The following is a 21,771-nucleotide window of genomic DNA, read 5'->3' on the forward strand; positions in this document are numbered from 1 at the left end:
CCACATGGCTACGCAGTAGTTGTTGGAGACGTGCGCGGTACCGGTGCGTCCTTTGGCGTCTGGCCCGGCCACCGTTCTCGCGAGGAGATCCTGGATTTCAGCTACATTTTGGACTGGATCGCAGCACAACCCTGGTCCACTGGTAACGTGCTGGCGTACGGCATGTCTTACACGGCTAACTCCGCAGATCTGATCGCCTCGCGAAATCACACGGCGCTGAAGGGAATCGTGCCCAGATATGTCGACTACGATATCTTCTTTGAGACCTGGCCCGGCGGTGCTCCCAACCTCACACTCGACAGGTGGAGCGAGTTGGTCGAATCTCTGAACAGGGACAAGAATAGCGAAATCAATTCTAATCGGGCCGGCAACCTTCGCGCGGGCATTCGTCCAGTTGGAAGTGAGGCTGAGTTGGCTGCTGCCTTGCTCGAGCATGGGCAGGCGCCCCAGTTCTTGTCCGTGAGCAAAGTCACATCTAAGGACGAATGGTTGAGCGAGGTCTCGGGGTTTGACTTTTCACCGCAAGCAGCCGCGCACCTGATCTCTAAGTCTGGCGTTCCGATACAAAACTGGAGCAGTTGGTTCGATTCCGGATCGGCGCAGGGCTCGATTCGGCGATTTCTGCTTCAGTCAAATCCGATGAATGTCATCATCGGTCCCTGGAACCACTGCGGCCGCAAAGCCTACGACCCGCTCCGCCCCGACGTTGACGATCTCGTTCCAACCATGGCGAGCCAGCAGGCAAATGACATTCGATTCATGAATCGCTGCTTCATTGGCGAAGCTGCAAACCAGCCCGATAAAGTCATCCACTACTACACCTGCGGGGAGGGCGTCTGGAAATCGACCCGTTCGTGGCCAGTTCCGGCTGTGCGCCAACGCTGGTACATGGCGAATGGCTCGCGCCTGACTTCCTCGCCCGACGAAAGCGGCTTCGACACGCTGCAGGTCGATCGTGAGTTCGGGGACGTGCTCTCAAACAGGTGGGACACGAACGGCGGAATTGGGACTTGGGAGGTGGATTACGGCGATCGGCAACAGTTTGCAGCCGCACGCCTGACCTACACCAGCGCACCGTTAGAACGAGACCTCGAAATCACCGGGCACCCGATTGTGGAGTTGAATGTTTCCTCGACGCGCGAGGATGGTACCTTCTTCGTCTATCTGGAAGCGGTAAGGCCGGATGGGGTTTCCTGCTATCTCACAGAGGGCCAACTGCGCGGCCTGCATCGAAAAGTCTGGAACAGCTCGCCCTTCGCTGTACTGGGCCCGCAGCAGAGCTTTCTGAAAAGTGACGCCGAACCGCTTACACCGGGCGAGCCGACAATCCTGACCTTCACCTTACTTCCTATATCGGCACTCCTTCCAGCCGGCTACAGTTTAAGGGTGTGCCTTGCGGGAAGCGAGAGCACGACGTTCGCCAATGTGCCCGCAGACGGAGAAGCGCCGGAGCTCAAATTCCTTCGCGGTCCGGACGGTTGCTACATTGACTTGCCAATTGTCGAGCGGTGATCGCCTATCCTGTTTTTTTGGGTAGCCGGGTGCGCCTCATGGAAGATGGACTGAATTTCGACTATGCGAGCTGTGTTTGGCGGAAGAGTTCGTTGAGATCACGGTCGAAATGCTCCCACCATCCTCGAGGGCCGTTGCACGTGGATCGATTTGAACACGCGCCAATGACTCTTGCGAGTTGTGGCGAGAACCACTTCATCTTGCGACAAGGGAATCGGTCATTCCGCGCATGGTGAACGTATTCGCGCAAACATCTTGTCACATCTCAATTGATGGCGGCTGGACGGCAGCGTAGTGTTTCATTCGCGCGTCCGCGAATACGGCGGAGCGCGAGGGTTACGCAAATCAAAAGGACTCAGGATTCTATTGGAAAGGCGAACCCAGCTTTGACGCGATCCATGACCACCATCGTCTTGAAGCCCTTGATATCGTTGTTCTCGTAGAAGAAGCGCCGCGTGAACTGTTCGTAGTCTTCCATATCCTTTGCGGTGACGATGAGGAGGAAGTCGGCATCGCCCGTTACATAGTATCCGATCATGACCTCCCGCGTGCTCCTGATTGCCGACTTGAAGCGATCAATGATGTCAGCGCGCTCGCGCTCAAGCGATACCAGAACCACGACGGTGACCTGCCTGCCGACTGCCTTTGGTGAGACGATCGAAACGTCGGCTTCGATGACGCCTTCGGCGCGCAGGCGCTTGAGGCGGCGCTGACATGCAGTCGGGGAGAGGTTAACCCGCTCGGCAAGTTCCTCGGACGTGAGCCTGTTGTTCTTTTGAACAGCATCGAGAAGCGCAATGTCGGCGCGATCGAGTTCCATGGTTGAAGAATCCTGCAAAGGGTTTTGCGTTACGCAGAATTCCTGCATAGACTGCATCACATTCGCCGTCAATCTGCATCAGTTCGGCTGCACATTGGCGTCATCGAATTGAGGTGTGGAACATCCGGCTGGAGCGCATCGCGCGGCCTCTGCTGTTCGCCACAACAAGATGATCGCCACGCTACGGGTAAGGATATTATAATGACCATCAACATCCAGGACATCGCTGAGAAGGATCGCAACTCGGTCCTGCATCCGTTCACGCAGCTGAAGGACTTTGCCAGCGGCAAGCTTGGCGAGCCGACGATCGTTGAGACGGGCAAGGGCATCCGCATCCAGGACGCCTACGGCAATCAGCTGATAGATGGCTTTGCCGGCCTTTACTGCGTCAATGTCGGCTATGGCCGTACCGAGGTGGCCGAGGCGATTTCGCGTCAGGCCTACCGGCTTGCCTATTACCACTCCTATGCCGCCCACACGACCGACGAACTGGCGATCCTGTCAGACCGTCTGGTGAAGATGGCGCCGGGCAAGATGAGTAAAGTGTTCTACGGCATGTCTGGTTCGGACGCCAACGAGACCCAGGCCAAGCTCGTCTGGTACTATAACAACCTTCGCGGCAAGCCGACGAAAAAGAAGATCATCTCGCGCGAGCGCGGCTATCACGGCTGCAGCGTCGTCTCKGGCTCGATGACCGGCATGAGCTTCTACCACGACCACATGGACCTGCCGCTGCCGCAGATCACCCATACCGGCGTGCCGCATCACTACTGGGGCGCCAATCCCGGCGAGACCGAGCGGGAATTCTCCGCGCGCCGCGCTGCCGAGCTCGATCAGCTCATCGAGCAGCTTGGTCCTGACAATGTCGGTGGTTTCATTGCCGAGCCGGTGCTCGGTACCGGCGGCATCACGCCGCCGCCGGAAGGCTATTGGGATGGGATCCAGAAAGTGCTGAAGAAGCACGACGTGCTGCTGATCGCCGACGAAGTCATTACCGGCTTTGGCCGTACCGGCTCGATGTTCGGATCGCAGCATTATGGTATCGAGCCGGACCTGATCACCGTTGCCAAGGGTCTGACCTCTGCCTACTTCCCGCTTTCGGCCGCGATCGTCGGCGAGAAGGTCTACAAGGTGCTGGAAGACGGCGCGGATCGCGTCGGTGCCTTCTCGCACGGCTACACTTATTCCGGCCATCCGATCGGTGCCGCTGCTGCCAATGCGGTGCTCGACATTGTCGAGAAGGAAGATCTGCCCGGCAACGCCCGCAAGGTTGGTGCCTATTTCCAGGCGCAGCTCAAGGAGAAGTTCGCGCAGCTGCCGATCGTCGGCGAAGTGCGTGGCGTCGGCCTGATGGGCGCCATCGAGTTCGTCGGGGACCGCGACAACAAGACCCGCTTCGATCCGTCGCTGAAGGTCGGTGCGCGCGTCTCCAAGGCCGCTCGTGACCGCGGGCTGATTGCCCGCGCCATGCCGCATGGTGACATCCTCGGCTTTGCACCGCCGCTGGTCACCACCAAGGCAGAGATCGACGAGATCGTCTCGATTGCCGAGAAGGCCGTTCGCTCTGTCATGGATGAATTGGTTCGCGACGGCCAGAAGGTCTGATCGGGAACTTGAGCCATGGCGGCCGGTCATACCGGTCGCCTAAGGTTTGCCATCAACGCTGCATCAAAAAGCCGAAACGGGGCAAGGGCGGAAGCCTTGCCTTGCAGGACAAACTTGGCCTCCAGACAGGAGGTCTATCATAGGAAAGCTGGCCACATGACTGCCGCCAAACTCCATATCAAAACCAGCCTGGCGCCGATCTCTGTTCACAGCCCTTATGATGGGTCTCTTCTTGGGTCGGTTGAGGCAACCGATCCTGCCGAGATCGATCGCCTGCTGGAAACCGCCCGCCGCGGCGCCGCGGTCTCGCGCAATCTGCCCAGGCATGAACGTGCAAGCATACTGGAGGGTGCCGCACGGATCGTCGAAAGCCGTCGCGATGTCTTTGCCGAGACCATCGTGCGCGAAGCCGGAAAGACGATTATCCAGGCACGCAAGGAAGTCAGTCGCTGTGTCAACACGCTGAAGCTTTCGGCGGAAGAGGCAAAGCGCAACGCCGGCGAGATCGTGCCCTTCGATGCCTATGTCGGCTCGGAACAACGCCAGGGCTGGTTCACGCGCGAGCCGCTCGGCATCATCACCGCCATCACGCCATACAACGATCCTCTGAACCTTGTCGCTCACAAGCTCGGGCCGGCTATCGCCGGCGGCAACGCGGTGCTGCTCAAGCCATCGAACCTGACACCGTTTTCCGCGATCAAGCTGGTCGAAGCACTGCGCGAGGCGGGGTTGCCTTCGGAGGTCATTACCGTCGTTCACGGCCACAGAGAGCTGGTGACCGCGATGATCGCTGCGCGCGAAGTGCGCATGGTCTCCTTCACCGGCGGCTTTGCCACAGGCGAGGCGATCAGCCGCACGGCTGGCCTGAAGAAGCTCGCCATGGAGCTCGGCGGCAATGCCCCGGTTATCGTCATGAATGACTGCAACTTCGACAAGGCCGTCGAAGGTTGCGTCTCCGGCGCGTTCTGGGCCGCCGGTCAAAACTGCATCGGCGCCCAGCGCATCTTGGTTCAGGCCGAGCTCTATGATCGCTTCCGCGATGCCTTTGTTGCAGCCACGAAGAAGCTCAAGGCAGGGGATCCCTTGCAGGAGGACACCGACGTCGGTCCTATGATCTCCAAACAGGTTGCGGAACGCACCGAAGCAGCCGTCAATGAAGCCATCAACGCAGGCGCCATGCTGCTCTGCGGGCACCGCCGTGAAGGATCCCTGTATCATCCGACAGTGCTGGAAGGCGCGCCTCTGACCTGCCGCCTGTGGCATGAGGAAGTGTTTGCGCCGGTCGTCATGCTTGCTCCCTTCGACACGCTCGATGAGGCGATCGAGATGGCCAACGCTCCGGACTACAGCCTGCATGCCGGCATCTTCACCAACGATCTCAATGTTGCGCTCGACGCAGCCAAGCGGATCGAGGCAGGCGGGGTGATGATCAACGATAGCTCCGACTACCGTTTCGATGCCATGCCGTTCGGCGGCTTCAAATACGGCAGCATGGGCCGCGAAGGCGTGCGCTTCGCCTACGAGGACATGACCCAGCCAAAGGTCGTCTGCATCAATCGGGGGTGAGAGGGTCCCATCAGCCGATCTGGCTGCAAACCTAGATGAGCGGGCCCGAAATCCCGTGAACTGCATAATTGAGGGAGATTATGGATAAGACTTATGAGAACCCGCAAGCAGCTCTCGAAGGCCTGCTGTTCGACGGGATGTTCATTGCGGCTGGCGGGTTTGGCCTCTGCGGTATTCCGGAGCTGTTGATCGATGCAATCCGCGAGGCCGGCACCAAGGACCTGACGATTGCTTCCAACAATTGCGGCGTCGATGACTTTGGTCTGGGCGTGCTGCTGAAGAGCAAGCAGATCCGGAAGATGATCTCGTCCTATGTGGGCGAAAACGCCGAGTTCATGCGGCAATATCTGAGCGGTGAACTGGAGCTCGAATTCAATCCGCAGGGAACGCTGGCCGAACGCATGCGCGCCGGCGGCGCGGGCATCGCCGGCTTCTACACCAGGACCGGCGTTGGCACTGTGGTTGCCGAGGGCAAGGAGTTGAAGACCTTCGACGGCGAGACGTATGTGCTCGAGACCGGCATCGTCGCTGACCTGTCGATCATCAAAGCCTGGAAAGCAGACACGTCAGGCAATCTCGTCTTCCGCAAGACGGCCCGCAACTTCAATCCGCCAGCCGCCACCTGCGGGAGGATCTGTGTCGCCGAAGTCGAGGAAATCGTGCCGGCCGGCAGCCTCGATCCCGATCAGATCCATCTGCCGGGAATCTACGTTCACCGCCTGATCCAGGGTGAGCACGAGAAACGCATCGAGCAACGCACGACGCGCGCGGCGGCTTGAGAGCAGGGGGAAGAGACAAGATGGCTTGGGACAGGAACCAGATGGCAGCTCGGGCTGCCCGCGAACTACAGGACGGCACCTACGTCAATCTCGGCATCGGCATTCCGACACTGGTCGCCAATCACATTCCCGACGGCGTGCATGTGACGCTGCAGTCGGAGAACGGCCTGCTCGGCATCGGTCCGTTTCCGACCGAAGACAAAATCGACGCCGACCTGATTAATGCCGGCAAGCAGACGGTGACGGCACTGCCTCACTCGGCCTTCTTCGACTCGGCGCAAAGCTTCGCGATGATCCGCGGCGGCAAGATCGCCATGGCCATCCTCGGCGCCATGGAAGTGTCAGAGAACGGCGACCTCGCCAATTGGATGATCCCTGGCAAACTGGTCAAGGGCATGGGCGGCGCCATGGATCTGGTCGCAGGCGTCAAGCGGGTTGTCGTCGTCATGGACCACACCAACAAGGCGGGCGAATCCAAGGTGCTGAAGGCCTGCACGCTTCCGCTCACCGGCAAAGGCGTGGTTGACCGGATCATCACCAACTTTGGCGTTCTCGACGTTGTCGACGGTGGCCTGAAGCTTGTGGAACTCGCCGATGGGGTGACCGACAGCGAACTGCGGGCGGCGACAGACGCCACGATTGTCAACTGATCCGGATCTCGTCGGGCAGATCCCGAACCCATTGGATCATCGAACTGCGGAGGAACTGCCATGAGCATCCCATCCATCGTCATCGCCAGCGCCGCCCGCACCGCGGTTGGTTCGTTCAAYGGTGCGTTTGCCAATACGCCAGCGCATGAACTCGGCGCCGCCGTCGTCAAGGGCGTGCTGGAGCGCGCCGGTGTCGAAGCCGCCGAAGTCGATGAGGTGATCCTCGGTCAGGTTCTGTCCGCCGGCGAGGGCCAGAACCCGGCCCGCCAGGCCGCAATGAAGGCGGGTATTCCGCAGGAAGCGACCGCCTGGGGCATGAATCAGCTCTGCGGCTCGGGCCTGCGTGCTGTCGCGCTCGGCATGCAGCAGATTGCAACCGGCGATGCGAAAATCATTGTTGCCGGTGGCATGGAATCGATGTCGATGGCGCCGCACTGCGCGCACCTGCGCGGCGGCGTCAAGATGGGCGACTTCAAGATGGTCGATACTATGATCAAGGACGGTCTGACCGATGCCTTCTACGGCTATCACATGGGCACGACGGCGGAAAACGTCGCGAAGAAATGGCAGCTGACGCGCGAGGATCAGGACCAGTTTGCGCTCGCCTCGCAGAACAAGGCCGAGGCCGCCCAGAAGGCCGGTCGCTTTGCCGACGAAATCATTCCCTTCCTCGTCAAGGGCCGCAAGGGCGACGTCACCGTCGACCAGGACGAATATATCCGCCATGGCGCAACGCTGGAATCGATGACCAAGCTACGCCCGGCCTTCGACAAGGAAGGCACCGTAACCGCCGCCAATGCTTCGGGCCTGAACGACGGCGCGGCTGCAACCCTTCTGATGAGTGAGGCCGAGGCAGGTCGTCGCGGCATCCAGCCGCTGGCGCGCATCGTTTCCTGGGCAACGGCCGGCGTCGATCCGCAGATCATGGGCACAGGCCCGATTCCGGCATCGCGCAAGGCCTTGGAAAAGGCCGGTTGGTCGGTTGCCGATGTCGAGCTCGTCGAGGCAAACGAAGCGTTCGCGGCACAGGCCTGCGCGGTCAACAAGGATCTTGGCTGGGATACGTCGATCGTCAACGTCAATGGCGGTGCGATTGCGATCGGACATCCGATCGGCGCGTCGGGCGCCCGCGTTCTCAACACGCTCATGTTCGAGATGAAACGCCGCAGCGTGTCCAAGGGCCTTGCCACTCTGTGCATTGGCGGCGGCATGGGCATCGCGATGTGCATCGAAGCGATCTGAAAGGAGGGTGCGTCATGGCCGGGGCCGAGTTCCGTCTTTGCGATGTATCGCTTGACCGGTCGTCCGGTGGCCAGGACGCGCGAGTTGAACGGGAACAGGCGATCGCCATCATTGATCTCCTAGAATGCAACACCTTCATCCCTGTCGGGCACAAGGGCGGCCCCTATCGCCTCAAGATCGAAACCACCGACGGACGGTTGGCGCTGCATGTTGCCGATGACAACGGGGTGCATGTCGTCAGCCACTATCTCTCGCTCACTCCTTTCCGGCGGCTGATCAAGGATTACACTCGTATCTGCGAGAGCTATTACGATGCGATGTGCCGACCCGGGCCAGAGCGGTTGGAGGCGATCGATATGGGCCGCCGTGGCATCCACAACGAAGCGGCCGAGCTTTTGAGCGAGCGTCTCTCCTCCAAAGTCAGCATCGACAAGGACACGGCGCGTCGCCTGTTCACGCTGGTTTATGCGCTCCTCGCCCGCAATGTCGAACATAGGATTCTCTCGAATTGAACAGCTAGATCGTTGACCTGCCGGACGGTGGTTGGCGCCCCGGTCAATAACCTTGGAAGGAAGTACCAAGTGCATGCAACGTCACAACAGCCGACGTGGGTCGGCAAACATCAGGCTCGAACCGATGCTTCTCAAGCTGTGAGGCGCGCGTGATGCAGGTCAGTTCCGCAGGCTTCCTCGAAAGCGTCGACCAGAACTTCCGCCATGCCATGTCTTTTCTTGATCTGCCGGAAGGACTGGCAGAGCGGATCATCCAGTGTAACTCGACCTACACGGTCCGTTTCGGTGTGCGCCTGCGCGGCCGCATGTACAGCTTCATCGGTTGGCGCTCGGTCCACAGTGAGCATTGCGAACCTGTGAAGGGCGGCATTCGCTATGCGTCCAATGCCGATGCCGAGGAGGTCGAGGCGCTCGCTGCATTGATGACGCTAAAGTGCTCGCTCGTCGATGTGCCCTTCGGCGGCTCCAAGGGTGCGCTGAAGATCGATCCGCGCGAATGGACGCCGCAGGAACTCGAGCGCATCACCCGCCGCTTTACCCAGGAACTGAACAAGCGCGGCCTCATCGGTCCGGGTGTCAACGTTCCGGCTCCCGACATCGGAACCGGCGAACGGGAAATGGCCTGGATGATGGATGAGTTCCGCCGCGCCAATCCGACCGATGTCGTCAATGCACGTGCTTGCGTCACCGGTAAGCCGCTTTCCAAGGGTGGAATTGCCGGGCGCACGGAAGCCACGGGCAGGGGGGTGCAATTCGCCATTCACAGTTTCCTTCGGGATTCCCGAACCGCGGGCCTGGAGGCCCGGCGCGATCTCAAGGGCGCATCCGTCATCGGGCAAGGCTTCGGCAATGTCGGCTATCACGCCGCCAAGTTCTTGTCCRAAGAGGATGGCGCACGCATCACCGTTGTTGCAGAGCGCGACGGCTATGTGGCCAATCCCGAAGGCCTTCCCATCGAGGCGCTGAAGCAGCACCAGATCCGCACCGGCAGCATTCTCGGCTTCGAAGGCGCCAGGTCCTTTGCCGGCGACATGACCGGTATCGAACAGCGCTGTGACGTTCTCATTCCGGCGGCGATGGAAAATGCCATTCATGCCGACAATGCCGAGCGCATCAAGGCGCACCTCGTCGTCGAAGCAGCCAACGGTCCCGTCACCTTCGAGGCTGACAAGATCCTTCGCTCCCGCGGTGTGACCATTCTTCCCGATCTCTATGTCAATGCAGGCGGTGTCGTCGTCAGCTACTTCGAATGGGTCAAGAACCTGACGCACATCCCCTTCGGGCTGATGGAGCGGCGGCGGCGCGAGCGGCGCAACCAGACGATTGCCACAGCGCTCGAGCGGATGACTGGCAAGGAGTTCCCCGCCGACATTCGCGACGAGTTCCTTGAAGGCGGCGCGGAGATCGACCTCGTTCGTTCAGGCCTCGAAGATGTCATGCGCAGTACCTGGGCCCGCATCGGCGATCTTCTTGAGAAGCAACCGGAGCTTGGCGATTATCGCACAGCGGCTTATGTCGCCTCCATTCGGCAGATCGCGGAAGCCTATGAAGCGATCGGCATCTGACCCGACATACCAAGGACATAGCCGTCGGGCTAAGAACAGGATCCCGACGGCCTTCTTGATGTGACCCGTGCCGGGTGTCAGCTGGGAAACCGGCACGTTCGACTCTTTTTTTGACAGAGAGAATGAAATGCCTGCCTTTGATAAATTTGTAGCTGCGCTTGCGGAAAACGATCAGCTCAATGCTGCCTTCGCAGCATTGGGCGCTGACGAAACAGGTCTTAGGCGTAAAGCTGTTCACCCTTACGGCAAGCGACACGACCAGAAATGCTTCGGAGCGCATCTATTCCAACATGCCGGAGGTCTATCCCGCAACCGGCACCAAGCCTTACGGCGACGCCCTTTGGTCGGATATTGTTCTGAAGCAACGACGCACCTTCGTCGCAAACACTATCACCGACATTGCCGAAGTGTTCGCCGATCACCAACTGATCAAGTCGCTTGGCTGCGGGTCAATCATCAATATTCCGATCGTTGTCGACGACGAAGTCATCGGCACAATCAACTGTTTGAACGAGGCGGGCTATTACAGCCAAGACCGATTACAGGCTGCAGAAGCACTCAAGCTGCCCGCTGCCACCTGCCTGCTTCTTCATAACAATCTGAAGAGACGGAGCCGCAAATGACCATTTAGGCTGTTCCACAACGCCCTGACTGACATCAAATGCGACGATGTCGGCCGCGCATCGGGCAACCGGCGCCGAACGCACCCTTCACGACCAGAACCTGTTTGATCGCGCGCAAAACATCCCCGTCATTTACGAACCAAGTTTTGTTTGAGCAGGGAACAGGCCCTCCTAATCGGAGACTTTGAAAGTCAGAGATCATGCAGCGCGACGACGTTTCCCAGTCCACCCCAACGACCCTCGCCCCCCTGGCCAACGCGGCGTTTCGTTCGGTCTGGGCATGCCAACAGATCGCTAATCTCGGATGGCTCGTGCAAACGGTCGCCATCAGCTGGCTCATGGCAACGATTCCCGCTTCCGATCTGATGGTCGCGCTGGTGCAGGCATCGACGACATTACCGGCGTTCTTTCTCTCGATTTTCGCCGGAGCGATTGCCGATAGTTACAGCCGCCGCTCGGTGATGCTTGCTGGTCTGTCTTTGATCGCGCTTGCCTCCATTGTGCTGGCTGTTTCAGCTTGCCTTGGCATTGTCGGCCCGTGGCTGATCCTTGGACTGGGTTTTTTGGCTGGCTGCGGCTTTGCGCTGGATGACCCGGCCTGGCATGCCTCCGTGGGCGACATACTCGACAAGCGGGATATCCCTGCTGCAGTGACGCTCATGTCTGTCGGTTACAACACGACGCGCAGCATAGGACCGGCCCTGGGAGGGACAATCGTGGCGTTCCTCGGTCCATTGGCCGCTTTCGCCTTTGCCGCGGTTAGCAATCTGGCGCCACTTGGCGCAGTATGGCGCAACAAATGGAGTGTGCGTTCCTCTCCGCTGCCGCGTGAGCGGATGGCGACTGCCATTCACGACGGCCTGCGGTTCACGGCGCTGTCCTCCGACATACGCGCCGCAATCATTCGCGCTATGCTGTTTGGGCTCACCGCCATTTCCCTCATAGCACTTCTGCCGCTTGTTGCCCGAGATCACCTGGCCGGCGGACCGATCATCTACGGCGTTCTGTTCGCCGGCTTTGGGACGGGGGCGTGCATTGCCGGACTGAGCAACCGCTTCCTCAGGACATTGCTGCCTCAGGAATGGCTGATGGCGATAGCCGCTAGCGCATGTGCTGTCTGTTGTCTCTCGCTTGCGCTTACGTCATCGGCAACTTTTGCCACAATCGCTCTGGCTGTTGGCGGCGCCGGCTGGGTCATTACCTGGACAGGGTTCGATGTCTGGGTGCAACTCGCAAGCCCAAGATGGGTCGTCGGTCGGACGCTGTCGATTTATTATGCTTCCCTCTCTGGCGGCATGGCAGCCGGCAGCTGGATTTGGGGAACCATCGCCGAAGGTCATTCCCTGACTTCATCACTAACATGGGCTGCGGTAGCCCTGTTTACGGTAGCGGCCCTGGGCTTTGTAATGCCGGTCCATCTTGGGGCGGAAGGCGATCAACACGGCTCGGAATTTAAGGCCCCGGAACTTGCTCTCGATCTGAAGCCGCGAAGCGGGCCTATCGCTTCAAAAACCGAATACTCCATAGCCCAAGAAGACCTGGAGACATTTCTGGGCCACATGCGTACACGTCGGCACGCCCTGAGCCGAGCAGGCGCACGAGACTGGAGGCTCCAGCGAGACCTTCGAACGCCCTCAAAGTGGACGGAGACATTCCGCACGCCGACCTGGATGGACTTCCTCAGGCTGAACCATAGGCTTTCAACCGCCGATCAAGAGATCAGTCAGTTGGTTTTCGCGCTGCATAAGGGGGACGAGCCGCCAATGACCGACCTTGCAATCGAGCGAACAACAGACGCTGCGCGGACACGAAGCCAACCGATGCCGCGCGCATCACGCCCATAACGTGAATTGGCGATGTTGCCAGCGTTTAACGCTAAGCAATCCGTGCGCTTAGCACCACTTGAGAAGATACCTTGGGCGCGCTCCACACTGCCCAAACAAATCCTATTCGACCAATGGCCTCAGCCCCTACCAGCCACTCGGCTGCAGTCGGAGCAGTTAAGAAGACGGGTTTTTCTCCCGCAAGGTCATGGGAGTGGGCCGTTTTTGCTGAGGTAAAGGCTGTTAGCCTAACGCCATTTGCCGCTGGACAAGCATTTTGGATATGAACCTCGTCGATTGATCTTTTGCGGTTTTCGAAGCGTTTCCTGACCGCCACGCTAAAAAGCTTTCTTGGCAAAGCTCCAGCGGACATGGGCTGCGTTCCTGGAGATGGCTAAATCCAGCTGAAGGTATGGTTCCGCTCGTTAATCATGCTTCCTTCTACAGGGAACGGGTAGACCAGATATCGCGCTCAGGAAGCGAAATCTTGGAAACGTGTTTCTGATTCATATTGTTATGAAAGTATCGTACTGTGAACAATATTATTCATCTATCATTCGGTGCGAACGCTCGCTAGAGTGCGACGGACTGGAAAACTCAACAGACGAGGATACCAATGGAAACCACTCAGCGCTTGGCGTTTGATCCTTCGACGAAGCCGCGGGCACGAGACTTGGGGCTACCGTTTTCCGGAAAGACCGGCTCCTATAACGCCATAACCGATGTTGCCGGCGTCGAGGTGGGCTATTCAACTGTGATCAGCGACGCATCGGCGTCAGGTAGAGGGCCAGCGCGCACCGGTATCACCGCCATCCTTCCGCGAGGCCGCACCGGTCCTCTTCGGGCACCTGTCTGGGCGGGGTTCCACTCTTTGAATGGCAATGGCGAAATGACAGGGACGCACTGGATCAAGGAGGCTGGGTATTTCACCGGACCGATTGCGATCACCAATACCCACAGCCTTGGAACCGTTCATCAGTCGATTCTAGAATGGATGATTGACAAGCCCGATAGCGGCGTCGGGCCCTACAAGTTCATGCTGCCCGTGGTGGGTGAGACATGCGATGCCTATCTCAACGACATGGACGCTTTTCACGTTAACGCCGCGCATGTGAAAGAGGCTCTCAATGGTGCGTCAAACGGACCGCTGGCCGAGGGCAATGTTGGCGGCGGGACGGGAATGATCTGCTTCGAGTTCAAGGGCGGCACGGGAACTTCGTCTCGGGTCATCGACCTCCTCGGTTCACGCTATACCATCGGCTGCCTCGTGCAGGCGAACTTCGGAATTCGACCGCTCCTCAGAATTCTCGGCGTTCCTGTTGGTGAACACCTCACATCGAACCGGCTCTTTGCAGGCGAGCAGGGTTCGATCATCGCAGTGGTGGCGACCGACGCGCCCCTCATGCCGACTCAGTTGGAACGGGTCGCGCGACGGGCAGGCCTCGGCGTAGGGCGGACGGGCACGCCAGCGGGAGACGGATCCGGCGACCTTTGCCTTGCCTTCTCTACGGCAAACCTGACAACGAGCGAGTCGGCCATGGCACCCGCTGTCGGCAATCTAGCTTTCTTACCGAACAACAGGCTCGACCCACTGTTCGAGGCCACGGCGCAGGCGGTGGAGGAGGCAATCATCAACGCCATGGTGGCGGCCGAATCGATGGTGGGGCGCGAAGACAGGTTTGTTGCCGCGATCGAGCACGATGCGGTAAAGGAGATTATGCGCAATTATGGACGACTGAACGTATGAGCCGCAAGCAAACTCCGAAGCCAGCACCTGCCTCCTTTCCCTTCGTTGAGAAGATCAAGGAGCGGCACGCGACATTCTCGAAAGCTGAAAGCGCCATCGCCGCCTTTCTCGTCACGAATATCCGTGACATCCCTTTTGAAACCGCAGCCTCGATCTCGAACAAGCTCAAACTCAGCCCTATGACGGTCGGGCGCTTCCTGCGTTCACTCGGCTATGAGAACCTCGCCGCTCTTAAGGAGGAACTCGGCAGCACCATCCATCAAATTGCCTGGCTAGTTGGAGAGCGATATGAGCGCATGACGTCTGCCGAGCGGTCCAAAAATGAGGCGGACAGTGCCGCGCACGATCGCTCCGCCAGTCTTGATCTGGAATTGAAGGCGGTCATCAGCGCCTATGAGCAGGCTGGTACTGATCATTTTGGCAAAATGGCGGAGGCGGTTGCAAAGGCTGACCGAGTTTATGTGGCGGGCTTTCAGACCGTCCGCGGGCTTGCCATGGACTTTGCCTTGCGCCTCGAGTACGCGCGCGCCAATGTCCGCTTTATGGATGGGGCCAGCGGCACCTACGGCGAGTTGTTCGCTGAAGAAACGGGACGACCACTCCTCATCGTGGTAGATGTCCGACGCTATGCAAAGCAGGCCATGCTCTTGGCTCAGCGGGCCTCCCAAGCGAACATCGACCTTGTCATAATCACGGATTCGGTGTGCTACTGGGCGGAGGAACTCACCGACGATGTGTTCCGGATTGCGACCGAAGTTGATATGTTCTGGGAGAGTAACGCACCTGTGACAACCTTCCTCGGTCTTCTTGTGGACGCGGTAATCCACCGTCTTGGACCTTCGGTCAAGAAACGCGGCGAGAGGATGCAAAAGCTGCAGGACAACTTCGGAAGTTTTGTCGATTAGCAAGCGAAATGAGGCGAAATCCAGTCGCTCGTTAAAGCCGTCCGCTCACGAATACAAGGCATGCAATCCGACCGCTTGGCCAAAGCCGATTATGTCAGCTTGAACATTTGGCGCATTTCCGGGTTGCGGAACTTCGTGGCCGCATATCCTGCTTAAAGCGGACCCTGGCCTCGACCGCTGCAACTGGCGGGGGCTTGACCGCTTAAGACCTACGTCTAGTCCCTCGGTGGTTGCCAACAATCTCGCCCTCTTCGTCGCCCCCGACCTGACGCCGGTTATCGCGTTGCGTTCAAAGAATACGCGGCAACAGCTGGCCGATACCCCAAGACCGTACCGCCACCAAATTGCCCTTCGTTCCCAACCTGCCTGCTCGGTGCCATCTCGCGTCCCGCACACCGCTTCAGCATGCATTTCCGGACGGGCACTAGTTTAGTCGTATGCGCCGTCTCCACCCCATTAATCGGGATATTCCTGAGCATTGAGGTCCGTGTCAGAATTTCTCCGGCAAGAGCTGGAGATTTGGCATGGCGGATGGCTCAGGGCATGGCTGTGGCCATAATATGCTCGGAGCTGCGGCTCTGTTGGCTGCATCTTCCGTCAAAGCATGGCTGGAAACGAACGCTATCCCCGGCCGCATACGTTATTACGGTTGCCCCGCGGAAGAGGGTGGTTCTGCCAAGAGCTTCATGGTCAGGGATGGCTCCTTCGACGATGTCGATATCGCTATCTGCTGGCATCCGGCACCGTTTACCGGTGTTATTGACCCGGTCTCCCTCGCTTGCGTCGAAGCGGAATTTACGTTCAGCGGCAGAGCGTCGCACGCTGCAGCAGCCCCCTGAACTTGGCCGAAGCGCGCTAGACGCTGTGGAGTTGATGAACATCGGCGTAAACTACCTGAGAGAGCACATGCCCTCAACGGCGCGGGTTCATTACGCTATGGTCGATGGCGGTGGCATAGCTCCAAATGTAGTTCAGGCGAGAGCCATCGTGCGCCATATGGTTCGCGCTGCAACGCTCGGCGAAATGTGGCAGCTTCTGGAACGTGTTAAGAAGATTGCGCAAGGCGCTGCGCTGATGACCGAGACCACCATGGCGTCTAAGCAGCTTTCGGGGGAAGCCAATCTTGTTGGGAATGCTCCGCTCGAAACGGCTATGCATCGGAACCTCACCGCGCTGGGCGGGCCACAATTCGACGACGCGGACAGGAGTTTTGCCGCCGAGATTCAAAAGACCCTTTCGCCCACGGACATAAGGGCTTCCTACGCGGAGTTCGGGCTGCCGGTGAAAAATGAGGTGCTTTCAAGCGACATCTATTCGCCACTGAACGGAAGGTTGGCTCCATCGTCGTCGACGGACGTAGGAACACTGAACTGGGTGGTGCCGACTGTCCAATGCCATGTGGCGTGTTATGCGGTTGGAACGCCGCCCCACTCGTGGCAACTCGTTGCCCAAGGCAAGGCTCCGGCCGCACACAAGGGCCTAGCACTAGCGGCAAAAGCAATGGCTGCCGTCGCCAGGGACCTCTTCACCGACGAAGGCCTTTTATTTGCTGCTAAAGCTGAGTTTCTGAGTTTCAGAGCGGCAAATGAATTCAGAAATCCCATCGGTCCGGAAATGAGCCCACCCTAGCAAGCACACGCGAAAATGATAGTAAGATAATATGCTTTACAAAATGATAGTTCTATATCAGAGTGCGCAGAACGACGGGAAAAGGGAACCCCGGACGTTGCGAAAACAGGGAGTAGAACGATGGCATCGCTCAAACAAACTTTGACACGCATCGCGACCTCGACCGCCATGGTCGTGACGATGGCGACTTCATTCACCGCCGCTCAGGCGGCGACGCCGGCCGACACTTTGGTCCAGGCCTTGCAGATCGATGACATCATCACACTCGATCCGGCTGAGCTCTTTGAATTCAGCACGGCGGAGATTGCAGGAAACACCTACGAGCGCCTGTTTTCCTACGACTATAAGGACGTTTCCAAAATTGCCGGCGAGGTTGCCGAGTCCTGGTCCGTTTCACAGGACGGCAAGACCTTCACGTTCAATATCCGCGAGGGCAAAAAGTTCGCCTCTGGTAACCCGCTGACGGCCGAGGACGTGGTGTTCTCCCTCCAGCGCGCCATTATCCTCGATAAGTCGCCCGCCTTCATCATTGGCCAGTTGGGTTTCGACAAGACCAATGTGAAGGACAAGATCAAGCAGACCGGTCCCTATGAGTTCACGATGGAGCTCAATCAGGCCTATGCGCCGACCTTTGTGCTCTACTGCTTGACGTCACCGGTCGCATCGATCGTCGACAAGGCCTTGCTGGCGCAACACGAGAATGACGGCGATCTCGGCTACAGCTGGCTGAAAACCCATTATGCCGGTTCGGGCCCTTTCACCATTCGGGACTGGAAGGCGAACGAGGTCGTGGTTCTGGAGCGGAACACGAATTATGAGAAGAAAACACCGCTCGCACGCGTGATTTACCGTCACATAAAGGAAACCGCGACGCAGCGCCTTCTGCTGGAAAAGGGTGACGTCGATATCGCCCGCAATTTGAGCCCGGAAGAAATCGATGCTCTGTCGAAAAACCCGGACATCAAGATCGACGAGGGCTCGAAAAGCACCATCTACTATCTGGGCCTCAATCAAAAGAATCCCAACCTTGCCAAGCCGGAAGTTCGCGAGGCTCTGAAGTGGCTGGTTGATTACGCAGCCATTACCGACACGATCATGAGATATAAGGGTGAGGTCCACCAGACGTTCCTGCCGAGAGGGTATCTGGGTGCTCTCGATGAAACGCCGTATCATCTCGACATCGCGAAGGCGAAGGATCTGCTCGCCAAGGCCGGCCTCAAGGACGGCTTCACCGTCACCATGGACACCCGCTCCACGCCGGAAATCACCGGCATCGCACAGGCCATTCAGGCAACCTTTGCGGAGGCAGGCGTGAAGCTCGAGATCATTCCGGGCGACCTCAAGCAGACCTTGACCAAATATCGCGCCCGCCAGCACGACATCTTCATCGGCAATTGGGGTTCGGATTATCCAGATCCGAATTCCAATGCAGACGTATTCGCCGCCAACGAGGACAACTCGGACAATGCTGCCGCCAAGCCRCTGGCATGGCGCAACGCCTGGGATCCCGGTGAGCTGACCGCCCGCACCCGCTCCGCCATCATGGAGAGCGATCCTCAAAAGCGCGCCGACATGTACAAACAGTTGCAGGAAGCGGTGCTCAAGGATGGCCCCTTCGTCATCTTCCTGCAGCAGACAGAAGTCGCCGCCGAGCGCAACAATGTCGACGGCTTTGTCATCGGACCGTCCTTCGACACCAACAGCGTTGCCCAGGCGAAGAAGAACTGACGATGGCTGCCACACTCGCAAAAGGAGACGGAGGGCATCGCGCCCTCTGTTACCTCACAAAACTCGTTCAGTTCGGATTGGTCTTGGCGACGACTCTTCTTGGGCTCGTCGCCGTAACTTTTGTCATTGGACGTGTCGTTCCGATCGACCCGGTCCTGGCGATTGTCGGCGACCGGGCCAGTGCCGAGGTCTACGCGCGGGTGAGGGGAGAGCTCGGTCTTGATCTCCCGCTCATCGAACAGTTCTGGATCTACATGAAGAAGGTCGCCACCGGCGACTTCGGTAATTCCGTCCTGACCACAAATCCGGTCATGGTCGATATCGCCAATGCCTTTCCGGCAACCTTTGAATTAGCGACGCTGGGGACGCTGATCGGCGTTCTTTTGGGTGTACCGCTCGGGATTCTCGCCGCCGTCAAGCGCGGCAGCTTTATTGATCACGTCGTCCGCCTCGTCGGTCTCGCCGGCTATTCCATCCCGGTGTTCTGGCTCGGCCTTATGGCGTTGTTGCTGTTCTACGCCAAACTCGGATRGGTGGCAGGACCCGGCCGCATCGACGTCACCTATTCCTACCTCTACACGCCGATTACAAACATCGTCCTGATCGATACCGCGATGCAGGGCCAATGGGACGCGTTTTGGGACGCCGTCTCTCACGTGATCCTGCCGGCTTGCCTGCTCGGCTACTACTCGCTCGCCTACATCAGCCGGATGACCCGTTCGTTTATGCTCAATGAACTGGCCCAGGAATATGTCATCGCAGCGCGCGTCAAGGGTCTTTCCGAGTTCCGGGTAATTTGGCGCCATGCCCTCAGAAATGCTGCCGTTCCAATGGTGACGGTCGTCGCGCTCTCTTACGCGAACTTGCTCGAAGGCTCCGTGCTGACGGAAACCGTGTTCGCATGGCCCGGCCTTGGCCAATACATCACCAACTCCCTGCAAAACGCCGATATGAATGCGGTTCTGGGTGGCACGATCGTTATCGGCACGGTCTTTGTGCTGCTCAACCTTGCCTCCGACCTGCTCTATCGCCTGCTCGATTCGAGGACCCGCTGATGAGTGCTTTGTTCCCTCCTTCTTCGGGCTTGCGGACTTGGCTCCTTTCAAGCGAACCGAGCTCTCGCTGGCAAGCGAGCCTTGGGCGTGGATATCTCGGCTGGCGTGCCTTCACGCAAAACCCGCTCGCCGTACTGGGACTCATTTTCGTCGTTCTTCTGGTACTCGTGGCAATCTTTGCCGATTTCATAGCACCCCATTCGCCCGTGATCGGCGGCGACCTACGCACACAACGGCTGCTGCCGCCAAGTAAGACCTTCTGGCTCGGCACCGATGATCAGGCGCGGGATATCCTTTCCCGCCTCGTCTACGGCTCGCGCATCACGCTCTTCGTCATCGTCCTCGTGTCCTTGATCGCTACGCCAATCGGTCTGCTGGTCGGCACCATTTCCGGTTACATCGGCGGCTGGGTCGATACGGTCCTGATGAGGCTCACCGATATCTTCCTAGCGTTTCCGCGCCTCGTTCTGGCACTTGCATTCGTGGCGGCGCTTGGCCCGGGTATTGAAAACGCCGTTATCGCGATTGCGATCACCTCCTGGCCGCCTTACGCCCGCATTGCCCGTGCCGAGACTTTGATGATCCGCAAAAGTGATTTCATCGCCGCAGTGAAGCTGCAGGGGGCCTCCACGGTGAGGATCATATTTGGCCATGTGATACCGCTGTGCATTTCGTCGCTCGTTGTACGAGTGACGCTCGACATGGCTGGCATCATCTTGACCGCGGCCGGCCTTGGTTTTCTGGGCCTCGGCGCTCAGCCGCCGATGCCGGAGTGGGGCGCCATGATCGCCGCGGGCCGCAGTTATCTGATCGATCAATGGTGGGTCGCCGCCATGCCCGGCCTTGCCATCCTGGTTGTAAGCCTCAGCTTCAACCTGCTGGGCGACGGTCTTCGCGACGTACTCGATCCGAAGGCGGCAAGATGATGAAGCCACTTCTTGAAATCGAAGACCTCCGCGTCAGCTTCCATCTGCGCACGGGCACGGTAGAGGCGGTACGCGGCGTTTCCTTCCAGCTCGGCCGCGAGCGGCTCGGCATTGTGGGCGAGTCCGGCTCCGGAAAATCGCAGACAGGTCGCGCGATCCTGGGTCTGACACCGCCTCCCGGAGAAGTCTCGGCCAAGCGCCTGGATTTCGATGGGATCGATCTACTCAAGGCCTCAAGGCGTACGCTACGCGCGCTACGCGGCGGGCGGATCAGCATGGTGATGCAGGACCCGAAATATTCGCTCAATCCGGTCATGACCATCGGGGAGCAAATCGTCGAGGCTTATCAGGCACATGCCCGGGCAAGCCGCAGCGAAGCACGCGACAGAACGCTGGCGATGCTGGAAGCGGTAAAGATACGTGACCCCAGGCGGGTGTTTTCGCTGTACCCCCACGAAGTGTCCGGCGGCATGGGGCAGCGTGCGATGATCGCCATGATGTTGGTGACCGAGCCGGATCTTCTGATTGCCGACGAACCGACTTCCGCGCTCGATGTGACGGTCGCGATCGAAGTGCTGCGAATTCTGGACGAGCTCGTTTCGGAGCGCGGCATGGGCCTCGTTTTCATCTCGCATGATCTGAAGCTCGTTTCCTCTTTCTGCGATCGTGTGCTTGTGATGTATGCGGGCCGCGTCGTGGAGGAACTGGCGGCCAAAGACCTGAAGCAAGCCAAGCATCCCTATACGCAAGGCCTCATTCGTTGCTTGCCGACGCTGACGAATGAAGTGCGCCCGCTACCAACTCTTAATCGCGACGCTTCCTGGGGGCGCTGATCATGCTTGATATTCAGAATCTCAATGTCGTTTTCGGTACGGGTCGACTAGGGGTCGTAGCGGTCAAGAACCTGGGCTTCGGAGTGAAACAAGGGGAGGCCTATGGCCTCGTCGGCGAGTCCGGATCGGGCAAATCCACCGCGCTTCGCGCGATCTGCGGTCTGGCGCCGATAAGGAGCGGACGCGTGTTCGTTGATGGCAGGCAAGTGACCACCCCGCGCGACAAAGCCTTCTACCGCACGGTCCAGATG

18 protein-coding genes and 1 pseudogene are annotated in these 21,771 nt (G+C 58.9%); 18 read left to right on the forward strand and 1 reads right to left on the reverse strand.

Annotated features, from left to right (window positions below; all coding sequences use genetic code 11):
• Positions 1-1,512, forward strand: a 1,512-nt coding sequence (locus tag AC1D17_RS23040) for a CocE/NonD family hydrolase (RefSeq protein ID WP_477567628.1), incomplete at its 5' end; no start/stop codon positions are given.
• A gap of 355 nt (positions 1,513-1,867) precedes the next feature.
• On the opposite strand, the gene AC1D17_RS23045 is transcribed toward AC1D17_RS23040, so the two are convergent.
• Positions 1,868-2,332: an Lrp/AsnC family transcriptional regulator gene (locus AC1D17_RS23045; protein ID WP_477567629.1), complete on the reverse strand. Its 465-nt coding sequence runs from the start codon at positions 2,330-2,332 to the stop codon at positions 1,868-1,870.
• Positions 2,333-2,533: 201 nt separating this feature from the next.
• On the opposite strand from AC1D17_RS23045, the gene AC1D17_RS23050 reads away from it, so the two are divergent.
• The 17 genes and pseudogenes from AC1D17_RS23050 to AC1D17_RS23130 all read left to right on the forward strand — a co-directional run.
• Entirely contained in the window at positions 2,534-3,937 is a 1,404-nt protein-coding gene (locus AC1D17_RS23050) for an aminotransferase (protein ID WP_477567630.1), read from the forward strand.
• 156 nt (positions 3,938-4,093) lie between these two features.
• Positions 4,094-5,503 (forward strand): aldehyde dehydrogenase family protein, encoded by a 1,410-nt coding sequence (locus tag AC1D17_RS23055; protein WP_477567631.1) that lies wholly within the window; start codon positions 4,094-4,096, stop codon positions 5,501-5,503.
• An 80-nt stretch (positions 5,504-5,583) separates the two neighbouring features.
• Positions 5,584-6,282 (forward strand): CoA transferase subunit A, encoded by a 699-nt coding sequence (locus AC1D17_RS23060; RefSeq protein WP_477567632.1) that lies wholly within the window; start codon positions 5,584-5,586, stop codon positions 6,280-6,282.
• 20 nt (positions 6,283-6,302) lie between these two features.
• The gene (locus AC1D17_RS23065) at positions 6,303-6,932 is read left to right on the forward strand and encodes a 3-oxoacid CoA-transferase subunit B (protein ID WP_477567633.1); all 630 of its coding nucleotides are present in this window, start codon (positions 6,303-6,305) and stop codon (positions 6,930-6,932) included.
• 60 nt (positions 6,933-6,992) lie between these two features.
• The gene (locus tag AC1D17_RS23070) at positions 6,993-8,174 is read left to right on the forward strand and encodes an acetyl-CoA C-acetyltransferase (protein WP_477567634.1); all 1,182 of its coding nucleotides are present in this window, start codon (positions 6,993-6,995) and stop codon (positions 8,172-8,174) included.
• Positions 8,175-8,188: 14 nt separating this feature from the next.
• Positions 8,189-8,686: a UPF0262 family protein gene (locus AC1D17_RS23075; protein WP_477567635.1), complete on the forward strand. Its 498-nt coding sequence runs from the start codon at positions 8,189-8,191 to the stop codon at positions 8,684-8,686.
• Positions 8,687-8,838: 152 nt separating this feature from the next.
• Positions 8,839-10,251 carry a Glu/Leu/Phe/Val family dehydrogenase gene (locus AC1D17_RS23080; RefSeq protein ID WP_477567636.1) on the forward strand — a complete coding sequence of 471 codons (1,413 nt, stop codon included), beginning with the start codon at positions 8,839-8,841 and terminating at the stop codon, positions 10,249-10,251.
• Between the two features lie 179 nt (positions 10,252-10,430).
• Positions 10,431-10,874, forward strand: coding sequence for a GAF domain-containing protein (locus AC1D17_RS23085; protein ID WP_477567637.1), 444 nt, complete (start codon positions 10,431-10,433; stop codon positions 10,872-10,874).
• 200 nt (positions 10,875-11,074) lie between these two features.
• Positions 11,075-12,718 carry an MFS transporter gene (locus tag AC1D17_RS23090; RefSeq protein WP_477567638.1) on the forward strand — a complete coding sequence of 548 codons (1,644 nt, stop codon included), beginning with the start codon at positions 11,075-11,077 and terminating at the stop codon, positions 12,716-12,718.
• A 595-nt stretch (positions 12,719-13,313) separates the two neighbouring features.
• On the forward strand, positions 13,314-14,444 hold the full coding sequence (locus AC1D17_RS23095) for a DmpA family aminopeptidase (RefSeq protein WP_477567639.1): 1,131 nt from the start codon (positions 13,314-13,316) through the stop codon (positions 14,442-14,444).
• Positions 14,441-15,349 carry a MurR/RpiR family transcriptional regulator gene (locus AC1D17_RS23100; protein WP_477567640.1) on the forward strand — a complete coding sequence of 303 codons (909 nt, stop codon included), beginning with the start codon at positions 14,441-14,443 and terminating at the stop codon, positions 15,347-15,349. The genes AC1D17_RS23095 and AC1D17_RS23100 overlap by 4 nt, the downstream gene beginning before the upstream one ends.
• 527 nt (positions 15,350-15,876) lie before the next feature.
• Positions 15,877-16,978 (forward strand): annotated as a pseudogene (locus tag AC1D17_RS23105) (amidohydrolase); the annotation flags it as partial.
• A gap of 120 nt (positions 16,979-17,098) precedes the next feature.
• A complete protein-coding gene (locus AC1D17_RS23110; RefSeq protein ID WP_477567641.1) occupies positions 17,099-18,706 on the forward strand; it encodes an ABC transporter substrate-binding protein in 1,608 nt (535 codons plus the stop codon).
• A gap of 2 nt (positions 18,707-18,708) precedes the next feature.
• On the forward strand, positions 18,709-19,761 hold the full coding sequence (locus AC1D17_RS23115; protein WP_477567642.1) for an ABC transporter permease: 1,053 nt from the start codon (positions 18,709-18,711) through the stop codon (positions 19,759-19,761).
• On the forward strand, positions 19,761-20,687 hold the full coding sequence (locus AC1D17_RS23120; protein WP_477567643.1) for an ABC transporter permease: 927 nt from the start codon (positions 19,761-19,763) through the stop codon (positions 20,685-20,687). Before AC1D17_RS23115 ends, AC1D17_RS23120 begins: the two co-directional genes overlap by 1 nt.
• Entirely contained in the window at positions 20,687-21,520 is an 834-nt protein-coding gene (locus tag AC1D17_RS23125) for an ABC transporter ATP-binding protein (RefSeq protein ID WP_477567645.1), read from the forward strand. Before AC1D17_RS23120 ends, AC1D17_RS23125 begins: the two co-directional genes overlap by 1 nt.
• A gap of 2 nt (positions 21,521-21,522) precedes the next feature.
• Positions 21,523-21,771: ATP-binding cassette domain-containing protein (locus AC1D17_RS23130; RefSeq protein WP_477567644.1), on the forward strand; the 249-nt coding region annotated here is incomplete at its 3' end.

The sequence above is a fragment of the Pararhizobium sp. P1_E7 genome (assembly GCF_056405855.1).